Raw genomic sequence first — 16,381 nt, forward strand, 5'->3', positions numbered from 1 at the left:
GTTAGCGCAAAGTGTGAAGCGGTTTTCCGAAAGGATCATGCGCAAAAAAGCCTCACGCAGGGAACCAGTTGCGCTGGGGAAGGGACTGAACAATCGGGCCAGGAACCTGATCGTGCAGTCGTCCGACCACGTTGCCGCCTTCGATCTTGGCGGGCCGGTCGTGGACGGGAAGGAGATAGCGCGAACTGCTCAGCAGCTTCTTGATCGCCGCCTTCTCCGCGCGCTTGCTGGTGCCATGGTTGCCGGTGGTGCGTGGTTCCCAGTCGTGGATCTCGTGGAAGGGCGTGACGATCTGGTCGTTGAAGTCGTAGATCACGTCGCCGCAGATGGTCGCAATGCCGTCGGCGGTGTGGACGATGATGTTCATCGATCCCTCGGTGTGGGCGTTGGCCGCATCGCAATAGACGCCGGGCATCAGCTCGATCGGACCGGTGATCTCCAGGTCGAGGAAGCGCAGCGCGCTCTTGGTGTGCAGGCGGTCGATCAGGTGCTTGATGTCGGGCGCTGGATATTGCGGATGCATCAGGCCGGAGACGGAATATTCGAGCTCCTTGCGATTGACGACGACGGTCGTGTTCATCGGGAATAGATCGTCCTTGCCGGCGTGGTCGATGTGGAGATGGGTGTGGCAGACGAAGCGCACATCGCCCATGCGCACGCCGTGGCGCGCGAGCTGGTTCTCGATCATATGCTCATGGTACTGAAGCCCGCGCATCCCCAGAGTCTCCATGATCTGGTTGGAGCGATAGCCGGTGTCGACCACGACTGGATATGGGCCGCCGAGGATCAGGAAGCCGAGGGTGAGGACGCGGCGGGTGCGGCCGCAGTCGCGGCCGAGCACCAGGAAGCTCGATTCCAGCTCGATATCGCCATAGTCCAGGATCTTGATCTCCAACGCCATTCCTTGCCCTCCTGTCTCGTGTCTCGTCTGTCAAAGCCGGTAGACGCGCGCAGCCGTCGTCCGGAAGATCGCGTCCTGCTGCTCGGCGCTGAATGGCGCGGCGGCGCTGCGAAAGGCACCGACGAGCTCGCGATAGCTGGTCCACAATTTCTCGATCGGGAAATTGGAGCCGAACAGGGAGCGCTCGGCGCCGAAGATCGCGACCGTATCGGCGAGCACGGCCGCGATGTGCGCGGGGTCGTTGCGATGGATGAAGGTGCCGAGCCCGGACAGCTTCGAGACCACGTTCGGGCAGGTGGCGAGGCGGGCCATCCCGGCGCGCCAGGCCGCGCGTCCCGCCGGCGAGAGATCCTCCGGCATGCCGGCATGCTGGAGGACGAACGTCACCTTGGGGCAGGACTCGGCGAGCAGTGCGGCATCCGGCATCTGCGGCGTGAAGACCTGCAGGTCGAAGCTCCAGCCGTAATCGGCGAGATGCGCGACGTTGCGACGGATCACGGGGTCGGCGCACAGATCCTGACGAGCCGCGAAGCGGTACAGCGGGTTTTCGTGCCAGTGCAGCTGCATGCGCACGCCGCGCAGCAGCGGATAGCGCTTGAGCCGGTCGAGCTGCGGGCGCACGTCGTCCGCCGCGAAATTGGCGTAGGCGACAATGGCATGCGGCCAGCCGTGCTCTTCGGCGGTCCGCTGCACCCAGGCGGCCTCGTCCTCGAAATGCTCCGGCGCCCAGTTGGTCTGCACATAGACCGAGCGCTTGACGCCTGTGCCCTTGAGATCCTCAAGATACTCCTCGATCGGATAATCGCGCCGGATCGGCTCGTACGGTCCGAAGATGCGCGGCTGCATGGGGCCGGTCAGCCAGGGCAGGTCGGCCTGCCGCCAGATGTGGTGATGGCCGTCGACTATATCGTTCACGCAGCTCTCCTTCCCAGTGCCAGTACATGGGCGACGATCGAGGCGCTCGATCCGCCGTCCACGAGATCGTCGACAAAGCGTTCGATCGCGACGAGCGCTTCGGTCTGCGGGCGAAAGCCTGGTCCCGTTGCGAGCGGCGTCAGCCAGCTCAGGCGCCAGGCCCGCCGCGACAATTTCGCCACGGCGTCGCGAAGAGCGTCGGGCTCGCCGCGTTCGAGTCCGTCGGACACGATGACCACGGCGGCACCGCGGGCATAGCCGCCGAACCGAGGGACCGCCAGGAACGCTTGCAGCGCATCGCCGATGCGGGTGCCGCCGTCCCAGTCACTGACGAGATGTGCGGCCGCGCTCAAGGCCTGCTCGCGTCGCTTCAGCCGCAGCGCGCGGGTGACACGGGTCAGGCGCGTGCCGAAGGTGAAGACCTCGACATTCGGCGCAGCCTGCACCAGCGCATGGGCGAGTTTCATGTTCTCCTCGGTGCGGCTCTTCATCGAGCCGGAGACGTCGATCAGCAACAGGATCTTGCGGGGACGCTGGCGCCGCTTCAGGTGGCCGAGACGCAGGATTTCGCCGTCGCTGCGGACGGTCGATCTCTCCGGCGACCGCCGGCTGATCCTGCATCACCACGTCATCAAGGGCTGCCGCGCCGCCGCGGCAAACGCCGCGGGGCCTCGCGCGCCAGGCGGCGGAGCGGATCGGAGGTGGAGAGCTGGGCGAAGCGGCGCTCGACCAACGCCTCGGTGCGCGTCGCGGTGAGGCCGGACTCGTTGGCCTCATCGGAGAGCAGGGGCTCCTCGTCGCCGCGACCCTCTTCCTGGAGCCGGACGGTCTCGTCGTCCTCGCCGTCGTCGGCGTGCTCGATGGCCTCGCTGCCGCGGAAATGCAGGTCGAACAGCCGGTCGAAGGTGGCGCGGCGCTCTGGGGGCGGGGCGAGGGTGGCAAGCGCAGACTGCCTGATATCCCTGAGGTCGCGCGGACCCAGCAGTTCGATCGCTGCCAGGAACGCGGTGGTCTGTTCCGGCGCAACGGCAAAGCCGTTGGCGCGCAGCAGCGCGACGAAGGAAATGAAGATCCTGGCAGCGCGCGGGAGCTGCAGCTCGGTGCTCATGCGGTCGCCTCCGCCAGCATGGCATCGAGCCGCGGCGCGACGAAGTGCAGGTCCTCCTCATCCTTCAGCGCCACGCCGATCGAGCGCTTGAAGGCGTCGGGCCAGCGCGCGCCGCCCTTGTTGAGCAGCGTCGCGGCCTCCGCCCAATCGACGGCCTCGGCGATGCCGGGCGCCTTGCTCAACGGCTCGCGTCGCAATTTCTCGACGGCCGCGACGACGGCGCGGGCCGTGGCTTCGGCGACGCTGGACGCGCGCATCATGATGATCCGCGCCTCCCGCTCGGCCGTGGGATAGTCGATCCAGTGATAAACGCAGCGGCGCCGCAGGGCTTCGTGCAGATCGCGCGTGCGGTTCGAGGTCAGCACGACTACGGGTCGCTCGGCCGCGCGGACCGTGCCGCGCTCGGGAATGGAGATCTGGAAGTCGGAGAGGAATTCGAGCAGGAACGCCTCGAACTCCTGGTCGGCGCGGTCGATCTCGTCAATCAGCAGCACGGTGGAATCTGGCGCGCGCAGCGCCGCCAGCATCGGCCGTTCGATCAGGAAGGTCTCGCCGTAGATGTCGATGCTATCATCGCCGGCCTGGCGGATCGCGAGCATCTGGCGCGGATAGTTCCATTCATAGAGTGCGGCCGACGCGTCGATGCCTTCATAGCATTGCAGGCGGATCAATTGCCGGCCGAGCACGGCCGCGATGGCCTTCGCCGCTTCCGTCTTGCCGACGCCTGGTGCGCCTTCCAGCAGCAGCGGCTTGCCGAGGGCAAGGCCGAGATAGGCGGCGGTCGCGAGCCCTTCGTCGGCGAGGTAATAGGCCGCCCGCAGGGCCTTCTCCAGCGCCTCCGGGCTGTCGATGCCGACGATGTTGCTGCGAACGGCCACGATGTCTCCTTCAGCGACGTGCCTGCGGCCGCGCGCCGCCCTGTGACTTGATCGCCCTAAGCACCTTTTCCGGCGTGATCGGGAGATCGTCGATGCGGACGCCGACGGCGTTGAAGATCGCATTGGCAACGGCGGGCAGCACCGGGTTGGCGCACATCTCGCCGGGGCCCTTTGCACCGAAAGGACCATCAGGCGCTGGACGCTCCAGCACGGCAATGTCGTGCGGACAGATGTCGCCGGGGCCGGGCATCAGATATTCGACGAAGTCGCGGGGGCCATGAACGGGCTCGGGATAGTAGGGCTCGGGGGTCTCGTAGAGCGCGTGACTGACGCCCATCCAGGCACCGCCGACCAGCTGCTGCTCGACGAGGCGCGGATTGAGCGCGCGGCCGAGCTCATAGGCGGAGTCCATGCGGACCATCGCAACCTCGCCGGTCTCGTCGTCGACCTCGACCTCGGCGACGAGGCAGGCGTGGGCGTAGCAGGTCGCAGGCGACATCTCGCCGGTCTCGGGGTCGACGTCCGACAGCGGCACGAGGAAGATGCCGCGGCCGGAGATGGTCTTGCCCTGCTTGAACTGCGCCGCGATCGCGACATCCTTGGTCGAGATCGAGCGGTGCGGCGCGCCCTTGACGTGGATGTTGCCGCGGCCGTCGGTCTCGAGATCGGCGGCGTTGACCTCGAGCTCCTCGGCCGCCGCTTCCATCATCACGCCGCGCGCCTCGCGGGCGGCGGCCATCACCGCATTGCCGACGCGATGAGTGCCGCGCGAAGCGAACGAGCCCATGCAGTGCGGGCCGGTGTCGGAATCGGCAGTGTCGACGTAGACGTCCTCGACCGGCACACCCAGCGTCTCCGCGCAGATTTGCCGCGTCACAGATTTCATGCCCTGCCCAAGATCGATCGACGACAGCGCCACCGTGAACTTGCCGCTTGGGTTGGAATGCACCAGCGCCTGGCTCGGATCGCCGCCGAGATTCATGCCGATGGGATAGTTGATCGACGCCATGCCGCGTCCGCGGTGCCTGGTCATCTCAGCGCCTCCTGGTGCCGAAGACGGAGGAGAAACGGGTTGCGCCGTGCGAGGGAGCCGCTGGCCGTGGCGGGGGTGGCGGCGGAGCCGGTGGTGGGGGCTCGCGCGGCGGTTCGGCGGGTGACGGTAGGCGGAAGCGTCGGCGTCGGCGGGATCACAGCGCGGCTGCCGCCACCATCCTTGCGCGAGGAGGCGCGCTTGAATTCCTCGCGGAGCGGCCACTTGGCCTTTTCGGCGGCGACCTGCACGCATTCGATCAGTGCGGTGTTCTTGGCCTCGCGCCGGTGGGCCTTCATGTCGCCGTCGCGATAGGCGTTGAGGATGCGGAACTCCATCGGGTCCATGCCGACGAGGTTCGCCAGCTTGTCCATTTGGCACTCGATGGCGAAGTCCATCGCGGTCACGCCGAAGCCGCGCATGGCGGTGGCAGGCGTGCGGTTGGTGAAGACGCAGTAGACGTCGCCATAGACGTTGGGGATCGTATATGGGCCCGGCAGATGCGCGGCGCATTTCACCGCAGCATAGCTCGACAGCCGCGTATAGGCCCCGCTGTCGAAATAGGCGCGGATCTTTCGCGCGACAATGCGGCCATCGCGCATCACGCCGTCCTTGATGTAGATGCGCTCAGCGCCGCGCGGCGGGCCGTACTGCATCTCCTCCTCGCGGCCGAACACGTAGCGGACGGGGCGCCCCGTTAGCATGGCGCCGAGGATCGCGAGCGGCTCGGTCAATGTGTCGACCTTGCCGCCGAAGCCGCCGCCGACGGTGCCGCCGATGAAGTGGAAGGTGTTGGATGGCACGTCCAGGATCTTGGCGCAGGTGTCGACCGAGAAGAACAGCGCCTGGGTCGAGGTGTAGACGACGTAGCGGCCGTTGGTGTCGGGTGCGGCAATCGCGCCGTTGGTCTCCGTCGGCGCATGCTCGATCGGCGACATCTGATAGCGCTGCTCGAGCACGTGGTCGGCGGTTGCAAGCGCCGCATCCGCATCGCCAAAGCGCAGCTTCTGGTGGTCGTAGACGTCGTGATAAGTGAAGGTGTTCTTGGGATAGGTCTCGTTGACCACGGGCGCACCGGGTTTCAGCGCATCCTCGACGTCGAACACGGCCGGTAACGGCTCGTAATCGATCCTGACCTTGGCGACCGCCTCGAAGGCCTCGCGCTCGCTGTCGGCGACGATGGCGACGATCGGCTCGCCCTTGTAGCGGACCTTGTCGACCGCAAGCGAGGGCTCGTCGTCCTTGCCGAAATTGATCAGGCTGAGGAGCGTGTTCAGATTGACCGGCACATCAGCCCCGCGAATGATCCGGCGCACGCCCGCCGAGCGCTCCGCCTCGGTGGTGTCGATCCGGCGCAGCCTTGCGTGCGCGTGGGTCGAGCGCACGACCTTCAGGTGCAGCATGCCCTGCAGCTTGTGGTCGTTGAAATAGCTGGACGTGCCCGTGACATGGCCGAGCATGTCCTGGCGCTGGGTGCCCTTGCCGATCTCCTTCAAATTATCGTCGCGCTCGTCGGCAAAAATGTCCTTGCGCAGTTCCAGCATGGTCGCGTTCCCTTACGCGCTGACCCGGCCGCTCGCGGCGGCGAGGATGGCATTGATGATCGGCTCATAGCCGGTGCAGCGGCAGATGTTGCCGGAGATCGCCTCGACGACCTCGTCGCGGCTCGGCGACGGGTTGCGGTCGAGCAGGGCCTTGGCGGCCATCAGCATGCCCGGCGTGCAATAGCCGCACTGGGCGGCGAAATGGTCGGCGAAAGCGCGCTGCAGCGGATGCAGGTTCGGGCCCTGCTTCATGCCGTCGAGCGTCTCGACCGAGCGGCCGGCGACCGTCTCGGCGAGAGTCAGGCAGGAGAGGTGCAGCTCGCCTTCGACCAGCACGCTGCAAGTGCCGCAGCCGCCCTGGCCGCAGCCGAATTTCGGCGTCATGTCGCCGATCAGCTCGCGAAGTGCAACGAGGAGATTGGTGCCACCGTCGACGAAGATTGCGACGTCGCGGCCGTTGTGGCGAAATTGCAGGGGGATCTTCGACATGGCGATCTATTCCTGTCCGGACAGCAGACGCCGCAGATGCACGCCGACGATCTCGCGGCGGTACCAGGCGCTGCCGAGCGCGTTGTCCGATGGTGATGTTCCTTCGCTCGCGGCGGATGCCGCGGCCGCGATGGTCGCGGCATCCAGCGAGCGGCCCTCCAGTGCGCGTTCGGCGGCGCGAGCGCGGATCTGCGTCGGCGCCATCGAGCCCAGCGCGATCCGCGCGCCCGCAATCCGGCCGCCAGAGATCGGCAGGTGCACGGCGAGCGTGATCACCGAGCCGCCCTTCGGCTTGATGCGCGCGATCTTGCGATAGCGGAAGGCCTCCGTGCTGGCCGGCCGGGTGCAGGACACCGAGAGCACCAGCGTGCCGGCCTGCCGGTCGCGCGCCTGCAGAAACTCCTCGATCGGGATGTCGCGTGTGCCGAAGCCGCCTGCGACAGCGACGGTGGCGTCGAGCGCGAGCAACGCCACGGTGAAATCGCCGTAAGGGCTCGGCGCGAACAGATTGCCGCCAATGGTCCCCATGTTGCGCACGGCCGGACCGCCGATCGAGCGGGCAGGGGCGTGCAGGAAGGCGAGGTCGCGTTCGGCGAGCACGCGCGCGAAGGTGACGCCGGCGCCCAGCGTCACGCGCGGGCCGGAAGCATCGATCCGGCTCAGCGCCTGGTCGCTGGCGCGAACGATCGTCGAGATCGAGACGTCGCCCTCGTTCAGCGCCCGCATCACCAGCGTGCCGCCGCCGAGATAGCGCGCGCTGCGGTCCGAGGACAGCGCGCCGGCCGCTTCGCTCGCATTCGCAAAGGTCTTTACCGTCACGGCCATGGCTTAAGCGGCCTCCTTCATGTGCCGGCGGATTGCCTCGAACCCGACCTGATAAATGTCCTCGGCAACCATGTGGGTGATACGGTCCCGGTCCTCGGACCTGGTCGTGAACCGCGACTCCCAGTGCCAGAAGGTGCGGTCACCGTCGGTCACCGGCAGCAGGCGGACGTGGGCGACGTAGTTGAACATCGGGATCGGCGTATCAAGCAGGCAATAGCTGAAGGTCTGTTCGAGGTCGGACAGCGCCAGCAATTGCTCGCGCAGCTCGGAGCCGTCCTTGAGCTTGAACCGCCTGACGCAGCCGATCTTGTCGGCGGATTGCGCGCGTTCGATCGAGGAGGTCGCAACTGCCGGGTGCCAGCGGTCATGGCCGTTAAAATCGCGCAGCACCTCCCACACCGCGTCGGTCGGCGCGTTCAGGATCGTGCTCTTGACAACATGCGGCACGGCTAGCCTCCGAACACACGCTTCAGGGCGTCGAAGCCGCCCTGAAACACGCCGCCGCCGATATTGCTCACGAGCTCGTTCTCCCGTTCCGGCGCGCAGTCGAATTCCGCGGTCCATTCCATGAAAGTCTGGTCGCCGTCGGTAACGGGCGTGAGCCGCAGGGTTGCCACGTAGTTCTCGACGCCCATCGGCGATTCCAGGATCGAATAGGTGCAGAACATGTCGTAGTCGGAGAGGCCGAGCAGCTTCTCGCGGATGCGGTCGCCGTTGCGGAGGCGAAAGTCCCTGACGCAGCCGATCTTGTCGGAGGGCTCGCCGCCCTCGATGCGGCTCTCGGCGATGGCCGGGTGCCAGTTCGGCATGCCATTGAAATCGCGCACCCGTGCCCAGACTCGGTCGTTGCGGGCATTGACGACGGTGGAGACGTAGACGCGGGCCATGACCTAGACCTCAGCTCTTCTTCCGCGGACCGCGCTCGGCGCCGGCTTGTCGCCGCCACCGCCACCCTTGCGCGCGGAATCCTTGATGCCCTGCATGTCGCGGGCCTCGCGGATCAGTCCGGGCATCTTTGCCAGGCTGCCGCCCTCGACGCCGATGTCGGACAGGATGGAATCGATCAGCGGCGCCTGGACGCGGTAGCGCAGGGCGGAGTCGATCACCTCGTCGGTGGCGCTGCGGCCGCCATTGCCGCCGCCATGTCCGTTGCCGTTGAGGCCGTCGACCTGGAGGATGCGGATGCCCTCGATCTTCTCCATCGGCTTGACGCTCTCGCGCACGATACCCTCGATGCGGTCGAGCAGCTTGCGGCGGAACAGCGAGTAGCGCGCCTGGTCGGTCAGCACGTTCTCGGCCTCGTTGAGCATCCGCTGGGCCTCGGCCTCGACAGCGGCGCGCACACGCTCGGCTTCGGCCGCGATCCGGGTCTCCTCGGCCTGCTTCTCGGCCAGCAGCACTTCGACGGTCTTGCGACGCTTGGCGATCTCGCTCTCGCGCGCGGTGACGACGCGCTCGGCCGCTTCGGTGGCTCGCATCCGCGCTTCCTCGGCGGCTGCGCGCGCCGCCGACTCCTCCAGCGACTTTTGATGGATGGCGATCGCCTTCTCCATCAGCACGGTCTCGACATCCTTCTCGCGGTTGACCTCGAGCTTGCGCAGCTCGCGCTCGCGCCCGATGCGGGCCTCGTCCAGCCCGCGGTCAGAGGCGATGCGGGCACGCTCGACCTCCTCGCGCGCGGCGATTTCGGCCTCCTGTAGCGACTGGACGCGGGCGACCTCGAGCTGCTCGATCGCACGCCGCCGCTCGATACGGGCGGCCTCGAGCGCCTGCTCGCGCGAGACGTCGGTGGTCTCGACCTCCTTGCGCGCGACGATCTCGGCCTGCTTGACCTGGCGGTCGGCATCGATGCGCTCGGAGCGTTTGGTGGAGAGGGCGATGACGCGGTCCTCGTCCGCGATCTCGACGGCCTTCTTCTGCTCGATGTTGAGCACCTCGCGTTTCTTGGAGGAATTGATGCGCTCGGCCTCGAGCGCCAGATCGACCGTGATGCGCTGGCGCTCGATGGCGTCGCGCCGCTTCAGCTCGGCTGCCTCCAATGTGCCGGTCCGCTCGATCTCGAGCGCCCTGGTCTCCCGGTCGGCCTGGATGCGCTCGGCCGCGACCGCCTTCTCTTGGGCGATGCGGGCCGCCTCGATCGCCTCGCGCGAGGCGATGTCGGCTTCCTCGACGGCGCGGTTGCGGGCAATCTCGAGCGACCGCACGCGCTCCTCCTGCGCAATACGGGAGGCTTCCGTCGCTTCGCGGGCCGCGATGCCGGCGACGTCCAGCGTCTGGTTGCGCTCGATCTCCAGCTGCCGGGTGTTCTGTTCGGCGGCGATGCGCTCTGCGGCGAGCGTCCGCTCGCGGGCGATGCGGGCGGCTTCGACCGCGCGCTGCGCCTCGATCTCGGCTTCCTGGATGGTGCGCACCTGCTGGATCTCCAGCGCGCGGGTGCGCTCGTCCGAGGAGATGCGCTCGACATTGACCGTCATGGTCTGGGCAATGCGGGCCTTTTCGGTGGCCTCGCGCGCGGCGATTTCGGCCTCGTCGACGGCGCGGGTGCGCTCGATCTCGCGGCGCCGTGTTTCCTCTTCACTTGGCGATACGGGCATCGGTGACGACGCGATCCTGCTGGATGCGGGCCTTCTCGATGGCTTCGCGGGCGGCGATCTCGGCTTCCTCGACCGTGCGCATGCGCTCGATCTCGCGCTGGCGGACCTCACGCTCGGAGGCGATGCGGGTGGTGTCGATCGAGCGCTGGTTCGCGATCCGAGTCTTCTCGATCTCCTCCCGAGCCAGCAGCTCCTTCTCCTCGATCGTCCGGGTTCGCTCGATCTCCCTCTGGCGGGTCTCGCGCTCCGAGGCGATGCGCGCCTCCGCAATCGCCTGGTCGTTGGCGATGCGGGCGCGCTCGATGGCCTCGCGTGCCGAGATCTGCGCTTGCTCGGCCTCGGTCTCGCGCAGTGCACGCTCGCGGGCCACTTCGGTGCGCTGCAGCGCGCGGCGCATCTCGATGTCGCGTTCCTGTTCCAGCCGCGCGGTCTCGCTCTCGCGCTCGATTTCGAGCGCCTGCCGCTCGGCCTCCAGGTTGCGGGAGCGGATCTTGATCATCGAGTCCTGCTCGATGTCGTTGCGCAGCTTGCGCCTCGCCTCGATATCCTCCATCAGGCGCGTCAGACCTTCGGCGTCGAAGCGGTTCGAGGGGTTGAAGAATTCGAGGTCGGTCTGGTCGAGATCGGTGATCGCGACCGACTCCAGCTCGAGCCCGTTCTGCGCGAGCGCCTCGGCCGCGTTGGTCTTGACCCGCGCGACATAGTCGCCGCGCCGCTCATGCATCTCCTCCATCGTCATTTCGGAGGCGACCGAACGGATCGCCGAGATGAACTTGCCGGCGAGCAGGGCATGTAGCTGCCCCGGTTCCATGGTGCGGCGGCCGAGCGTTGCGGCAGCAATCGAGACGGCTTCGCGAGTCGGCTGCACCCGGACATAAAAATCAGCCTCGATATCGACGCGCATGCGGTCGCGGGTGATCACGGCATCCTGCTTCGAACGCACGATGCCCATCGGCAGCACGTTCATGTTGACCGGCGTGTAGTCGTGGATGAACGGCAGTACGAAGGCGCCGCCGTTGATTACCACACGTTCGCCAAGGAAACCGGTCCGGACGAATGACGTCTCTTTGGAGGAGCGGTGGTAGAGCCAGTTGACGATATAGACGCCGACCACGATCACGATGATCGCGACGATCAGCCAGAGGATCAATTCACCGACCAGCATTCCTGACATCTTTCCCTCCCTCGAACCTTCCGGCGTTACCGCGCGCCGATCGCCTTGAATTGACGTACCTGCTCCGTCAGCGCCCGCTCCACGGGTAGCCGCTCCATCGAGGAGGCGCCGTAGAAGCCGTGGCAATGGCGGGTGTTCTTCATGATGAAATCGGCATCGGCGGGATCGGCGATCGGACCGCCATGGGCCAGCACCAGGATGTCCGGATTGACGCTGAGCGCTGCTGTGGCCCAGGTGTCGATCCGCGCGGGGCAGTCCTTGAGCTTCAGGGCCGTCTGCGCGCCGATCGTGCCGCCCGTCGTCAGACCCATGTGGCAGACAATGATGTCGGCGCCGGCGATCGCCATCGCGGCGGCTTCCTTCTCGCTGAACACGTAGGGGGTGGTCAGCATGTCCTTGTCGTGCGCCTTCGCGATCATGTCGATCTCGAGCGCATAGGACATGCCGGTCTCTTCGAGATTGGCGCGGAAGGTGCCGTCGATCAGGCCGACCGTCGGGAAGTTCTGGACGCCCGCAAACCCGAGTGCCTTGAGCTGGTCAAGGAAGACATCCATGTCGCGGAACGGATCGGTGCCGTTGACGCCCGCAAGCACCGGGGTCTGGTCGACCACCGGGAGCACTTCACTGGCCATTTCGAGCACGATGGCGTTGGCATCGCCGTACGCCATCAGGCCGGCGAGCGAGCCGCGGCCGGCCATGCGGTAGCGCCCGGAATTGTAGATCACGATGAGATCGACGCCGCCGGCTTCCTCGCATTTGGCCGACAGGCCGGTGCCGGCACCGCCGCCGACGATCGGCTCGCCGCGCCTCGCCATGTCGCGGAACTTCTTCAGGAGGGCTGCGCGTTCAAACCTGGCCATCGGTCACCTCGCTAATCTCCGCCGCGCGCCGGTTCGGCCGAACAGAGTTCGGAACGCACTGACAATGGCGGCGGCGAAGTCGGGATCGTTGATGTTCTTAGGCGTGCGAATGAGCTGGCGGTTGCTGGTCTGGCGCACGTCGCGCTCCAGCGCGCGGAACAGCGCCGCGTCGGCGTCCGGATCCCAGAACGGCTGGCCGCGCGCATCGAGCGCAGAGACGCCGCCCTCGGGCAGGAAGAAGCGGACAGGGCCGTCCATCTGGTTCAGCCGCTCGGCGATCCAGCGGCCCATGCGCTCGTTCTCCTCAGCCGTGGTCCGCATCAACGTCACCTGCGGATTGTGGACGTGGAACTTGCGGCCGCGGTAGCGTTCGGGAATGGTGTCGGGCGCGCCGAAATTGACCATGTCGAGCGCGCCGACCGAGCCGACATAGGGCAGCCGGCTGCGGATGACCGCGCCAAAGCGGTCTTCGGTCGCCGGAAACACGCCGCCCATCAGCAGGTCGCAGATCTCGGTCGTGGTGAGGTCGATGACGCCGGCAAGCTGACCAGACTCGACGAGCTTTTCCATGGAGCGGCCGCCAACGCCGGTGGCGTGGAAGACGAGACATTCGAAGTCGTCGCGCAGCTCGGCCGCGATCTTCTGCACCGCCGGTGTGGTGACGCCAAACATGGTGATGCCGACCGAGGGCAGGCCGCCGGCCTCTCGCCCTGTGGCGGCACGCGCATCGAGCCTTGCCTTGACCATGCCGGCGAGCGCATTGGCGCCATTGCCCAGCACGGCGCGCGAGATCGCATTCAGCCCCTGCACGTCGGTGACCGAGTACATCATGGTGATGTCGGCGGGGCCGACATAGGGCCCGACATCGCCTGAGGCGATGGACGAGATGATCAGTTTTGGCACGCCGACGGGCAGGGCACGCATGCCCGGCGCAACCAGCGACGCCGCGCCCGAGCCGCCGGCCGAGATCACGCCGGCGACATTGCCTTGTCGCCGCAGCCAGCTGGCGAACGCATCGGCCATCGCGGTCACAGCGGCGCCGCGGTCAGGGCCGAACACGGCCGCACCGCCGCGGCCGTGGTTGAGCGCGATCTCCTGCGCAGAGACATCGCAGCTGGAATGCTTGCCGCTGGTCGAGACGTCGACCAGCCGCGTGCGAAGGCCGGTTGCTGCGATGATGTCGCGGATGAAGCGCAGCTCCTGGCCCTTGGTATCGAGCGTGCCGACGACCAGCACGACAGGCGGTCCTGCGGTCTGCGCCGCTATCGGCTCGCGCCTGCGCCGCGTCGTCTCCTCCAGCCGCGTGACCTCTGTCGACCGTGTGCGGGCCGCTGCCTCGATGCGCGCGATCGGCACCGGCTGCGACCATCGCGTCGGTGGCGCGGGGTTGGAGATGTAGATGCGGATCGGCCCGCCTGGGCGTGGCGCCGGCGCCGGTTTCGGGCCGGCAGCGGCCGTAGATATATCGACATCTGGTTCCAGCTCCGCATGAAGCCCGACGCCGAGCAGGCGCTGCTGCAGCTCGCGGTCGGCAGCGAGCCGCGCGGAGTCAATGATCCGGTGGACGCGGCCGTTGACCATGATCGCGACGTTGCGCGAGATCGCGGTGGCAACACCGATGTTCTGCTCGATCACGAGCACGGACATGTCACCGTCCTCGCCCAGCCGCAGCAGCATCTCCTCGACCTGGGCGACGATGACGGGCGCAAGGCCCTCGGTCGGCTCGTCCATGATCAGGAGATGCGGATTGGTGAGCAGCGCGCGCGAGATCGCCAGCATTTGCTGCTCTCCGCCGGAAAGCTGGCCGCCGCCGTGATCCTTGCGTTCAGCGAGCCGCGGGAAGGTGTCGTAGATGCGCTCGACGGTCCAGGCGCCGGAGCGCAGCCCGCCGGCGAGCCGCAAATGCTCGTCGACGCTGAGCGAGCGCCAGAGACGGCGACCTTGCGGCACATAACCGACGCCGAGCCGGGCGATCTGGGCCGGTGGCCGCCGCGTGACATCCTCGCCGCGGACGCGGATCGATCCGCCACTCACGCCGACCAGCCCCATGATCGCCTTGCACAGCGTGGTCTTGCCCATGCCGTTGCGGCCGACGACGGAGAACACGCCGCTCTCCAGCGTGAGGTCGACGCCCTGCAGCGCGTGCGAGTGGCCGTAATAGACGTCGAGGCCACGGACCTCGAGCGCGGCGGAAGTTCGGCGAGCCTCATTCATGGCCGCCTCCGAGATAGAGCTCCTGCACCTCGGGATCGGACTGGATCTCCTGCGGCAAGCCTTCCTTGAAGACGCGTCCGTTGTGCATCATCGTGACGCTCTCGACGACGCGCAGCGCGACGTCCATGTCGTGCTCGATGATGATGTAGCCGATGTGGGCCGGCAGAGAGGTCAGGATCTCGATCAGCTCGGCCCGCTCGGTCGGCGACAGGCCCGCGGCCGGCTCGTCGAACAGGACGAAGCGCGGGGCGCCGGCCAGCGCGAGCGCGATTTCGAGCTGGCGCTGCTGGCCGTGCGCGAGCTCGGCCACGCGCTGGTCCTTCACGGCCGACAGATGCACGGCCTGGACGAGGTTGTCGGCGGCATGCATCAGCGCGTCGTTCTGCCCCGGGCGCAGGAACGAGAAACGTCCGCGCGAGACGCCGCGGCAGGCGAGATAGACGTTGTCCTGAACGGTGAGGCCCGGGAACAGCGCCGAGATCTGGTAGGTCCGGCGCAGCCCGCGGCGGATGCGTTCATAGGGCGGGAAGTGGGTGACGTCCTCGCCGAAGAAGCGAATGGTGCCGGAGGATGGCGGGAAGTCGCCGGTGATGCAGTTGAACAGCGTGGTCTTGCCGGCGCCGTTTGAACCGAGCACGGCACGCCGCTCACCCGGCTTTACCGTGATGGTGACGTCGGTCAGCGCGGCGAGCGCGCCGAACAGCCGGGTCACGCCGCGTAGTTCCAGCGCGGCGCCGGCCCGACGGCGGAAAGGCGATGAGCGACGCTATCCATGACCGCGCCCTCCGCCTGGGCGGTCCGCGCGAGGACGCTGACTCTGACGCCAGCGCTGCCACAGGCCGACGACGCCGTCGGAAGACCAGAACACGATGGCGAGGAAGCCGAGCCCGATCAGCAGGCGGAAGCGGTTGCCGTCGAGCCCGAGCCGGACCAGGAAGTCGAGTGCGAAGGTGCGCAGCAGCACGAAGATCAGCGCGCCGATGAAGGGGCCGATCGGGCGGGTGATGCCTCCGACCACGGAGATGATCAGCACGTCGATGCAGGCCCCGACGCTGACCGAGCCCGGCGAGATCTGCCGGTAGTTCCAGACCTGGAGCACGCCGGCGAGCGCGGCGACGAAGGACGCAAAGGCATAGGCGGCGACGCGATGGGCGTTGACGTTGAAGCCCAGCGCAGCCATGCGCCGCGGATTGTCGCGGACGCCCTGAAGCGCAAGGCCGAAGGGTGCGCGCGAGAGATATTCGACGGCGAAATAGCAGAGCGCGGCAACCGCGAGCACCACATAGTAGAAGGGGATGTCGGCGCGCCAGTTGACGCCCCAGAAGTGCGGCGTTGCCACGGTGTTGATGCCGGTATGGCCGTTGAAGATCGCCCAGTTCTGGTTGGTGAAATAGTAGAAGGCAGCTCCAATCGCGAGCGTGATCATGATGGTGTAGATGCCTTCAGTGCGCACCGCGAGCGCGCCGCCGAGCGTGCCGAAGGCAGTCGCCAGTGCGAGCGCCATGGGAACGGCGAGCCACCAGGGCCAGCCCAGGCTGATATTGGCGTTGCCGCTGACGCCGAACACGGCGACCATGTAGGCCGAGAAGCCCGCGATGGTGAGCTGCATCAGGCTGACCATGCCGCCATAACCGGCGAGGAACATCAGGCTCAGCGCCATTGTGCCGAGGATCAGCGTGGTCGCGAAGATCTCGATCAGGAAGAAGCCGTTGGCAATCAGCGGCATGATGACAAGAATGGCCGCAACGACCCAGGCGGCGGGATTGTCGATCTCCGGCCAGGTCCGCGCGGGGCGCTCTGCTCCGGCGGCAGAACGAACGGCAACGCGGGCATCGTGCGCGAGCGACAT

Annotated in this window: 11 protein-coding genes and 4 pseudogenes; all 15 read right to left on the reverse strand. The window is 67.1% G+C overall.

Annotation, left to right across the window (positions count from 1 at the left end):
• Positions 1-52: 52 nt before the first annotated feature.
• Positions 53-901, reverse strand: a complete 849-nt coding sequence (locus FOM02_RS40770) for an MBL fold metallo-hydrolase (protein WP_027557068.1) — start codon at positions 899-901, stop codon at positions 53-55.
• A 30-nt stretch (positions 902-931) separates the two neighbouring features.
• Entirely contained in the window at positions 932-1,816 is an 885-nt protein-coding gene (locus FOM02_RS40775; protein WP_027557069.1) for an amidohydrolase family protein, read from the reverse strand.
• A pseudogene (locus FOM02_RS40780) lies at positions 1,813-2,924 on the reverse strand (vWA domain-containing protein). The gene FOM02_RS40775 and the pseudogene FOM02_RS40780 overlap by 4 nt, the downstream one beginning before the upstream one ends.
• Positions 2,921-3,802: an AAA family ATPase gene (locus FOM02_RS40785; protein ID WP_027557071.1), complete on the reverse strand. Its 882-nt coding sequence runs from the start codon at positions 3,800-3,802 to the stop codon at positions 2,921-2,923. Before FOM02_RS40785 ends, FOM02_RS40780 begins: the two are co-directional and overlap by 4 nt.
• Before the next feature lie 10 nt (positions 3,803-3,812).
• Positions 3,813-4,835, reverse strand: coding sequence for a xanthine dehydrogenase family protein molybdopterin-binding subunit (locus FOM02_RS40790; protein WP_027557072.1), 1,023 nt, complete (start codon positions 4,833-4,835; stop codon positions 3,813-3,815).
• A 1-nt stretch (position 4,836) separates the two neighbouring features.
• A pseudogene (locus FOM02_RS40795) lies at positions 4,837-6,376 on the reverse strand (xanthine dehydrogenase family protein molybdopterin-binding subunit).
• Positions 6,377-6,388: 12 nt separating this feature from the next.
• Entirely contained in the window at positions 6,389-6,865 is a 477-nt protein-coding gene (locus FOM02_RS40800) for a (2Fe-2S)-binding protein (RefSeq protein WP_027557074.1), read from the reverse strand.
• A 6-nt stretch (positions 6,866-6,871) separates the two neighbouring features.
• Positions 6,872-7,690, reverse strand: coding sequence for an FAD binding domain-containing protein (locus FOM02_RS40805; protein WP_027557075.1), 819 nt, complete (start codon positions 7,688-7,690; stop codon positions 6,872-6,874).
• A gap of 3 nt (positions 7,691-7,693) precedes the next feature.
• Complete coding sequence (locus FOM02_RS40810) at positions 7,694-8,137, reverse strand: SRPBCC family protein (RefSeq protein ID WP_027557076.1); 444 nt, start codon at positions 8,135-8,137, stop codon at positions 7,694-7,696.
• Positions 8,138-8,139: 2 nt separating this feature from the next.
• Positions 8,140-8,577 (reverse strand): SRPBCC family protein, encoded by a 438-nt coding sequence (locus FOM02_RS40815; RefSeq protein WP_027557077.1) that lies wholly within the window; start codon positions 8,575-8,577, stop codon positions 8,140-8,142.
• 10 nt (positions 8,578-8,587) lie between these two features.
• Positions 8,588-11,458 (reverse strand): annotated as a pseudogene (locus FOM02_RS40820) (flotillin domain-containing protein).
• Positions 11,459-11,484: 26 nt separating this feature from the next.
• Positions 11,485-12,318 (reverse strand): phosphoenolpyruvate hydrolase family protein, encoded by an 834-nt coding sequence (locus FOM02_RS40825; protein ID WP_027557079.1) that lies wholly within the window; start codon positions 12,316-12,318, stop codon positions 11,485-11,487.
• Between the two features lie 3 nt (positions 12,319-12,321).
• Positions 12,322-14,532 (reverse strand): ABC transporter permease, encoded by a 2,211-nt coding sequence (locus tag FOM02_RS40830; protein WP_027557080.1) that lies wholly within the window; start codon positions 14,530-14,532, stop codon positions 12,322-12,324.
• Positions 14,525-15,306, reverse strand: a pseudogene (locus tag FOM02_RS40835) (ABC transporter ATP-binding protein). The gene FOM02_RS40830 and the pseudogene FOM02_RS40835 overlap by 8 nt, the downstream one beginning before the upstream one ends.
• A complete protein-coding gene (locus FOM02_RS40840; protein WP_027557082.1) occupies positions 15,299-16,381 on the reverse strand; it encodes a branched-chain amino acid ABC transporter permease in 1,083 nt (360 codons plus the stop codon). The pseudogene FOM02_RS40835 and the gene FOM02_RS40840 overlap by 8 nt, the downstream one beginning before the upstream one ends.

This window comes from Bradyrhizobium sp. SEMIA, assembly GCF_014844175.1.
In the GTDB taxonomy this organism is placed as follows: Bacteria; Pseudomonadota; Alphaproteobacteria; order Rhizobiales; family Xanthobacteraceae; genus Bradyrhizobium; species Bradyrhizobium arachidis.